This is a genomic window from Flavobacterium sp. MEB061 (assembly GCF_000834715.1).
GTDB classification, from domain to species: Bacteria; Bacteroidota; Bacteroidia; order Flavobacteriales; family Flavobacteriaceae; genus Flavobacterium; species Flavobacterium pectinovorum.
The window spans coordinates 1-8760 of sequence record NZ_JXQR01000024.1; the positions used below are offsets into that span (position 1 = coordinate 1).

Annotated in this window: 2 protein-coding genes and 2 pseudogenes; 3 read left to right on the top strand and 1 reads right to left on the bottom strand. The window is 35.7% G+C overall.

What is annotated here, in order from left to right; all coding sequences use genetic code 11:
- Positions 1–1461, bottom strand: a pseudogene (locus RT99_RS24710) (hypothetical protein); the annotation flags it as partial.
- 289 nt (positions 1462–1750) lie between these two features.
- On the opposite strand from RT99_RS24710, the gene RT99_RS13370 reads away from it, so the two are divergent.
- The 3 genes and pseudogenes from RT99_RS13370 to RT99_RS13380 form a co-directional block, all read left to right on the top strand.
- Positions 1751–2212: a regulatory protein RecX gene (locus tag RT99_RS13370; protein ID WP_042565262.1), complete on the top strand. Its 462-nt coding sequence runs from the start codon at positions 1751–1753 to the stop codon at positions 2210–2212.
- A 393-nt stretch (positions 2213–2605) separates the two neighbouring features.
- Positions 2606–6814 (top strand): Ig-like domain-containing protein, encoded by a 4209-nt coding sequence (locus tag RT99_RS24715; RefSeq protein ID WP_052483671.1) that lies wholly within the window; start codon positions 2606–2608, stop codon positions 6812–6814.
- A gap of 164 nt (positions 6815–6978) precedes the next feature.
- Positions 6979–8760: pseudogene (locus RT99_RS13380) on the top strand (hypothetical protein); the annotation flags it as partial.

The window sequence follows — 8760 nt, forward strand, 5'->3', positions numbered from 1 at the left end:
AATACTAATCGGACTTGCATTTAAAGTAGCATCAGTAACTGCTGCAAAAGTATTAGCAGGAGATGCATTCCAGACAATACTGTATGTCGTTGGTGAATTTGTTGTTCCAGTATAAGTTAAAGTTGTGTTTTGGGCAAGACCTGTTGCACAAACTGGTGTAACCGTACCAAGAGCAATAGTTGGCAGTGGATTTACAGTTACAGTTGTAAAACCTGAATTTGCAGAAGTACATGTACCACTTTGTACAACAGCCCTAAATTGAGTTGTTTGAGTAAGTGGTCCTGAAGTATAAGTTGTTAATGTATTTGGAATATCTGTCCATGTTGAAAATGGACTTACTGATGATTGCCATTTTACAACAGTTCCTGTATGTCCACTTAAAGTTAATTGAGCACTTGTAAAACCACTACAAATTGTTGTGCCGCCATTAACAGTTCCTCCTACAGATGCAGGAGATACAGTAACAGTCGCGGTATTATTTGTAGATATATTAGAAACACAAACACCAGATGTTAATGATGTAATAGTTATGTCGCTTGTTCCAAGAGTTGTAAAACCACCAGCAGTAAAGGTTCCTGTACCTGCTGTAGTGATTGTCATTGGCGCTGTTAAGGCAGTTCCGGCTGGACTGCTACGATTGTAAGTTACAGTATAAACCCCTATCGGTAAAAAGGTAGCGGAAGATGTGATTGTTACTTCAGAAGTTCCTGATGTGACACAAACATTTGCAGCTGAAGTTGAGTTAATTTGATATGTAGGACAGGTATAGGTAACAATTACCTGACCGCGTGCTCCTGTACCTCCAATCTGGGCAGCACCTAAAGCAGAATTAATGGCCCCTGAACCTCCACCACCAGGTGTGGTTCCGGCATTTCCGGGACCAGTACCTAAAATTAAACTTGAAATCGCAGCCCCTCCAGCTCCTCCGCCAGGTGTAGCTCCTGTTCCACCTGCACCAGAGGAAAGTCCTAGCGATAGAAGAGCAGAACTTCCATTTCCTCCATTTGTACCAGGATTTTTTGTTGTTCCAACCGAGGCGCCTGTCGTGCCTCCTGCACCTCCTGTAGGAGTATTACCTGTAGTATTTGCAAAGCCTCCGGCGCCTCCGGCTGCGAGAATTGAGCTTTCAAAACCTAAAATAGTAGAACTTCCTCCCGCGTTTCCATTACCAAGGGTTCCAGAAGTAGTTCCTGCAACTGAGACCGATAAAGTGTTACCTGCAACAACTGTAATATTAGCCGCTGCATAAGCTCCACCTCCGCCACCTGCAGCACCCCTTCCCAAAAGTAATCCAGCGCCAGCAGCTCCACCTCCGGCTCCGCCACCTCCCCAAGCCTGAACTGCCATAGTTGTTATTCCCGCAGGAACTACTAATGAGCCATTGGCTGTGAATGTGTGTGGAGGCTGAGCCCATAAAGAAGCATAGATAATAAAAAATAAGAAAGATAGTTTTAGCCTCATAATAGTGGTGTTTAAGAGTTTAACAAATTATTTACTTGTACTATCTTTAAGAAAAAAGGACATTGATTTCAGTAAATGATTATATATACTTTTTTCTTAAAAACGCACAGTACCTAAGTTACTGAATTAAAGATATTTATGTCAATAAAAGTAATATTTACTTACAAGAATTACATATTTAGAAATTTTCTATCTTTGTTTTCTTAAAAAATTAAGTGTTTAGTTGTAAATTCTTACTTTTAACTAAAAATATTTAATATTTTCACACTATCAATTTTGCTGTAACCCTATGACAATCAAAGAAGCAATACAAAAATTAGAACACTTTTGTGCCTATCAGGAGCGTTGTCATGCTGAAGTAACTTCCAAACTATATGATTTGAAAATGACTACCGAAGAGATGGATCAAATTATTGTTCACTTAATTCAGGAAAATTTTTTAAATGAAACCCGTTTTGCATGCAGTTTTGCCCGAGGAAAGCATCGTATTAAACATTGGGGTAAAATCAGAATTACAAATGAGTTGAAATTCAGGCAAATTTCTAATGCTAATATAACTTTGGCGTTAAAGGAAATTTCTGCTGAAGAATATCAAAATACATTTGATGAACTTTCTGAAAGATGTTGGCATAGTATAAGCGAAAAAAATACTCTGAAAAAGCGAAAGAAATTTTGTGATTATTTATTAAGAAGAGGTTATGAAAGTAATTTAGTTTATGATAAACTGAAAGATTTTGAACAAAATTTGTAGTGATTTTTCACTTTAAAATGCTTGTGAGGAAAATCTCTTTTGCATTTCAAATAACAATCGTAAAAAACCTATAATTTGAATGAATTTAAGGAATGTCAGAAAATCATTATTTTGAGGATAATTCACCATATCTGACGTTTTTTTGATAATTACTCCAAAAAAATATGCTCATTTGCGTTTATATTAGCGATTTTTCTTATTTTTAACTTGACTGTTTTATAAGAAATAACATAAATTGTCATTTTTTATGATGTAGTTCAACGACTTTTTTTAACATTTCATCGATTATATAGCGCTTCCCAAAACCCTTTTTCAAACAAACACGTAGATGTATCTATCTTTGCTCGGTCAATTTATTATGCCAGCATAACTATCTGATAGAAAACATTTAACATGAAGAAAACTTTACTTTTATTTTTATTTTTACCTTTTTTTGGATTTAGTCAGGTTGACTTAGTAAAATGGGATGCCGCATCAAATAGTAATCGATTTACATCTACAAATATTGCAAGTACAGTAACTGGCCAAAATGTAACATCAAACGGCGCAAGTTTATCTTATGTTTATGAAAATGATAACAATGTGTTTTTTCAAACAGGAAATTGGCCAACTCCGGCAGATAAAGGCGGCGAGTATGATCCTACCAAATATGTTCAATTTGCGATAAAACCAAATACAAATTATAAAGCCGACTTAAGCACTTTTACTTTTGAATGCCGATCTGGATCTGGAAAATTTAGAATTAAGTACTCTAAAGACGCTACTTTTGCAACTGGAGTTAAGGATTTAGTTACCGAAACAGCATCTCCAAGTTCCTGGACGACTTATAGCCCAAGCTTTTCTACAGAAATAAATCCGGTTCTAAGCACTGAAACTGTTTACATCAGAATTTATTCTTACAGTACTTACAATACTTTTGAAATAAAAACAGGTACAAAAAATACCAATATTGTACCTCTTTTAAGAGGAACAACAACAAACTTTGACTCAACTAAAATTTTGGCTATAAATGATTATGTAGATACAAAAAAAGAATTAGCAGTCAACATCAATCCGTTAAATAACGACGTAAAAAAAGAAAATGTTACTTCACTTGTAATTTCTACTCCGCCATCAGCATCAACAGGAACTGCAATTATTAACCCGGATAAAACAATAACTTTTAATCCTACAGTAGGTTTTACGGGTTCTACGACTTTTAATTATACAATATCAAATGCAAGCGAAACTTCAACAGCTACTGTAAAAATAACAATTGCTGATAATACAGATAATACATTGTCTCTTTGGAACGGAGCTTCAAATGGTTTTAATCCGGTTACAAATGCCTATGTTGATTCAAACTCACCAATAACAGCTACCGGCGCATCATTAAATTATCAATATCAAAATACAACTACAGCTTTTTTTCAAACCGGAAGCTGGCCAAACCCATCGGAAAATGGCGGTAGTTACGATGCCAACAAATACATTCAATTTAAAATAAATCCTGACTCCAATCATCAATTAACATTAAAGCAATTTAACTTTACTTACAGAGGGGCAAACGGACAGAAGTTTCAGGTTAGATATTCGAAAGATGTTAATTTTGCAACAGGAGTTAAGGTTTTAATTCCTGAAACAAGTAGTCCCAGTAATTGGACTAGTTTAAGCGGTACTTTTTCTTCAGATACAAGCCCAGTGCTTAATACCGAAACGGTATATGTAAGATTTTATGTTTACAGCACTTATAATACTTTCGAAATAAAAAACGGGAATGGTAATAGCGAAGGTCCTGCTATAACAGGTACAGTAAAAGACATTAAAACCCTAACTGCAAACGATGATTTTATATCAACTCCAATTAACGCAGCTGTTGTAATTCCAATTTTAGCAAATGATGTTGTTGGTGGTTCTGCTTTACAAGCAATTACTGTTACACAACCTTCAAACGGAACTGTAACTGTAAACGGTACTACTAATATCACTTTTACACCGGCAAGTAATTTTACCGGAACAGCTACTTTTACATATACATTACGTAATGCAAATTCAAATTATTCTTCTGCAACTGTTTATGTAAACGGAACAGCGCCATTATGTACTGCTACACCAACTCCAGGAATTAACTACTGGAAAGGGTTTGTTTATACTTATACAGGTAATGCACCTGCCGCGACAACATATGTAGGATCTATAGCCGAAAAATCAATTTTTGACAGAAATGTTGGCGAAAGTACAATTACCGGAGATGCAACTGTAGAAGCAAACAACTTTTGCGGTACTGCACCAAGCGATAAATTCTTTGTTCGTTATTTAATGCAAACTAACGTAGCAACAACTGAAACTTACAGTTTTAATATTGGAGGAGATGACGGTGTTCGATTGTATATTGATGGAAATTTGGTTACGATGAGCCCTACAAATTCATGGGGCGATCATAGTTATATCAGATACGCTGCACAATATACTTTAACAGCCGGAACACATAATTTTGTATTAGAATATTATGAGAATGCGCAAGCTGCGAGAGTTTCATTTTCGTACGGTGCTATAAAAGGCGATACTACTTTTCCGTTTGGAGATTATAAATGGAACGTTTATGGCTTTACACTTCCGGACATTTCTTTAGTAGCAGCAAGTTATGCAGGTACTTACGTAGATTCTAATTTAAATATCAACACGCAGACATTCTGGAACAAAACAAAATCGCCTTCTTATTACTCAGGCTGGCAAGGAGCTCCAATAGATGTAGATCAATTTGCAATTACATATAAACGTAAAGGATTTGCTTGTGGACGTTACCAAATACAATTAGTAAACTGTGATGATGTTGCTGAAATTTATATTGATGGCACAAAAATATTTACTCAAAATGGGTATACTACTGCATCAACATTAATTAATAATGGGCAGACTTATCCTTTAAACGCTAGCTCAAAAGTTGAAGTACGTTTAAGAGAAGACGGAGGAGATGCAAATGTTGCGATTAATTTTATTGATGCTCCTTCTGTTTATGACGGATCGACGAATGTAATTCCAACCGGTTCTTCAATAATTGTAAATAATGATTTAACCTTAACAGGAAATCTGGAAGTTTGTTCTTGTACAGTAGCTGCAGGTAAAACTTTTACTATACCTGCTGATTTAACATTAACGGTTAACGAAAACATTGTTGTAAATACAAATGCTAAACTTGTTATAAAAAACAACGGATCATTGGTACAAACAAATAATACCGCTACATATACAGGAAGCGCTGATTCATTTCAAATGGAACGCATCTCGACTCCTATGAAAAACTTTGACTATACTTATTGGTCATCTCCTGTTATAGGACAAAAACTAAAAGTGTTATCTCCAAATACTTTAGGTGATAAGTATATGTCCTATAATGGAACTTCATGGGCAATTGAAAATGGTAATAACGTAATGAAAGCAGGAAAAGGATACATCATTCGTGTTCCTAAACCAAACAGCACTTATTCAAACGGTAAAGATTATTGGACAGGAACTACTTATGCTCAGCCGGTAAATTTTATTGGAATCCCAAACAACGGAATTATAACCGGTGAAGCACTTAAGGCGGGTAGCCCTCAATTAATTGGTAATCCATATCCATCAGCAGTAGATGCAGATGCATTTTTATCAAACGCAAACAATTCATTTTTAGAAGGAACTATATATTTCTGGACGCATAATACAAAAATTACGAAAAACAAATATACCTCGGATGATTATGCTGCTTATAACAGACTTGGAGGAATAGCAACAAAGGCAGAAAGTTCAAAAACAGGAGGAGCCAACACTGATGCTCCACTAGGAAAAATTGCTGCAGGGCAATCATTCTTTGCTGTTACAAAAACAGCCGGTAATGCTTACTTTAACAATAGTATGCGTGCTGTTGGAAATAACTCTCAGTTCTTTAAAACCGCAAGTTTACAAAAACATCGTGTATGGCTCAATTTAATGAACGATGAAGGTGCTTTTAAGCAAACTTTAATTGGATATGTTGACGGAGCAACAAACGATTTTGATAACGATTTTGACGGAGCAGTTTTCAATCAGAATGCCTATGTGAATTTCTACAGCGTTTATAATGAATCAACATTATTATCTATTCAGGGACGTGCTTTGCCGCTAGACAATAGCGATGTTGTGCCATTAGGATATTCATCTACAATTGCCGGAGATTTTACAATTGCAATTGATAACGCAGATGGTGATTTAGCAAGCAAAAATATTTTTATTGAAGATAAAACATTAGGAACAATCACTAATTTATCCAATACTGATTACAAGTTTACTACAGCGATAGGTACTTTTAATGACCGTTTTGTTCTTCGTTATACAAATAAAACATTAGGAACAGGAGATTTTGAAAGTACAGCAGAAGCAGTTGTAGTTGGAGTTCAAAATAAAACGATAACAATAAATTCAACAAAAGAAAATATTGATACGGTTTATATCTATGATATTTCAGGCAAATTATTATACAAGAAAAAACAAGTTGGTGATACACAATTAACTATTGGCAATCTGGGCATTGGTCAACAAATAATTCTTGTAAAAGTGATATTAGAAAATGAACACATAAATACAGTAAAATCTATGTTTAGATAATATCTCAAATTTAGTACTAAATCCGACAGCGAAAGTTGCCGGATTTTTTCGGATAATGACAATTGCAATAAATAATCAAAATGCAGGTAGTCATATTTAAAAATAAAATCAAAAAACTAATACTATAATTATCCCCAAAGAAACTATAACCAAACCTAAATTGTATGTCCCCAAAAATACTTTTAACCATTCGTTCTTTATTTTTTAAAAATATAGGAATACTTTTTTTTCTGGTTTCCTTTAATATGTTAAGCCAAAGCACCATTATTCCGGTTGCAAGAATCCATACCGACTGGAAAGGATATTGGACATCAAATGCTGTAACAGGATCAGGAAACAGACCTGACAGAGAGAATAATTTACTGGCATTTTCATGGAACGGTGTAACTTATTCTACCGGAGTTAATGATAATGTGCTTACCACAAATGGAGTAACTTTTAACGCTCAAAAATTTAGAGCATTAAAAATTCAAACTTTAGGATTAAACACCAGTATGTATTATCTGCAAGGTTCAATGATAGATGAATCAGCAGGTAGTGCTTTTTTACGCCCCGCATTAACCGGAACAACTTCTACAGGTGCCGAACTTGCTTCCAGACTTACGGATGGTACTAATGGTTTGAGTCTTGGAACAGGTATTGCAAACATAAAAACAGGTGTGGCCGAATTTAAAATTGGAACCAATAATATAAATATTTCAGGTTTAAATGATAATGTTCCGGATATAATTGTAACACAAGTAGCAGAACCCGGAGGCCAATTTGATACCTTCAAATTTATAGATGCGGCAGGAAACACAGTAGGAACTGTTTTATCTATAAAATTTGATACGGTAACAGCAATTGGTACTTATAGCCTTGATTTATTCAGAGCTGATAACGGTGCTGTCGCTTTTACTCCTGCTGCAACAAGAGACATTAGAATGTTGGGAATTGAAGCAAGTGCATTTGGCATTAATGCTTCTAATGCAGCATCGGTAGATCGCTTTGTGGTTACTTTTTCAGGAAGTTCAGATTGCGCCTTTATTGCTTTTAATAGTAATTCATTAAAAATTGCAGAACTAAGTCTTGTTAAAAAAGCCTCAATGTCATCTTGTGGCAAATTAGGCGATAAAATCAATTATACTTTTGAAGTTACCAACACGAGAGATGTGCCAATTACTGATATCAACGTTACAGATCCATTGGTGCCAACTATTACAGGTAATCCAATTGCTTCACTGGCTCCAGGAGAAAAAGTTACCTTAACAGGTACTTATACAATTACTGCTGCTGATGTAGCCGCTGGACGGGTTGTTAATTCAGCAAAAGTAACAGGAAAAGATCCTTCACTAAATATAATTGAAGATATTTCTGGAAATACAAATAATGATAACATTGCAACAACAACTATTTTATTAACACAGCCTACAACAGGAACTCCAACTCCTGTAACCTGTACTGCCTCAGGAACCGTGACATTAACCGATATGCCTTCTGGTACCTGGACATTAGAAAGAAATCCAGGCGCTGTTACAACATCTGGTTCAGGAACCAGTTATACAGTTACAGGTCTTGCGGTCGGAACCTATACTTTTAGAGTAACAAATAGCGTTGGTTGTAAATCACCATCTACAGGAAACGTTGTTATCACCAACCAATCTTCTACGACCTGGAGCGGCACAGCGTGGTCAAACGGCACCCCTGATGCAAGCAAAGCGGCCATTATTGCAGGAGCCTTTACAATATCTTCTGATTTGACTGCCTGCTCCCTTACCATAAATCCGGGAATAGCCATAACGGTACCTTCAAACTATACCCTTACAGTTGTAAACGCACTTACGGTTTCTGCAACTGCATCGTTGACATTCGAGAACCATTCAAGCCTGGTTCAGGTAAACGACAATGCCGTGAACTCAGGAAACATAAAATACAAACGTATTGCACCAAAAATCAGACGAGGTGAT

Coding starts and splice junctions, on each gene's coding strand:
- RT99_RS13370 (WP_042565262.1), top strand. CDS start 1,751: ATGACAATCAAAGAAGCAATACAAAAATTAGAACACTTTTGTGCCTAT.
- RT99_RS24715 (WP_052483671.1), top strand. CDS start 2,606: ATGAAGAAAACTTTACTTTTATTTTTATTTTTACCTTTTTTTGGATTT.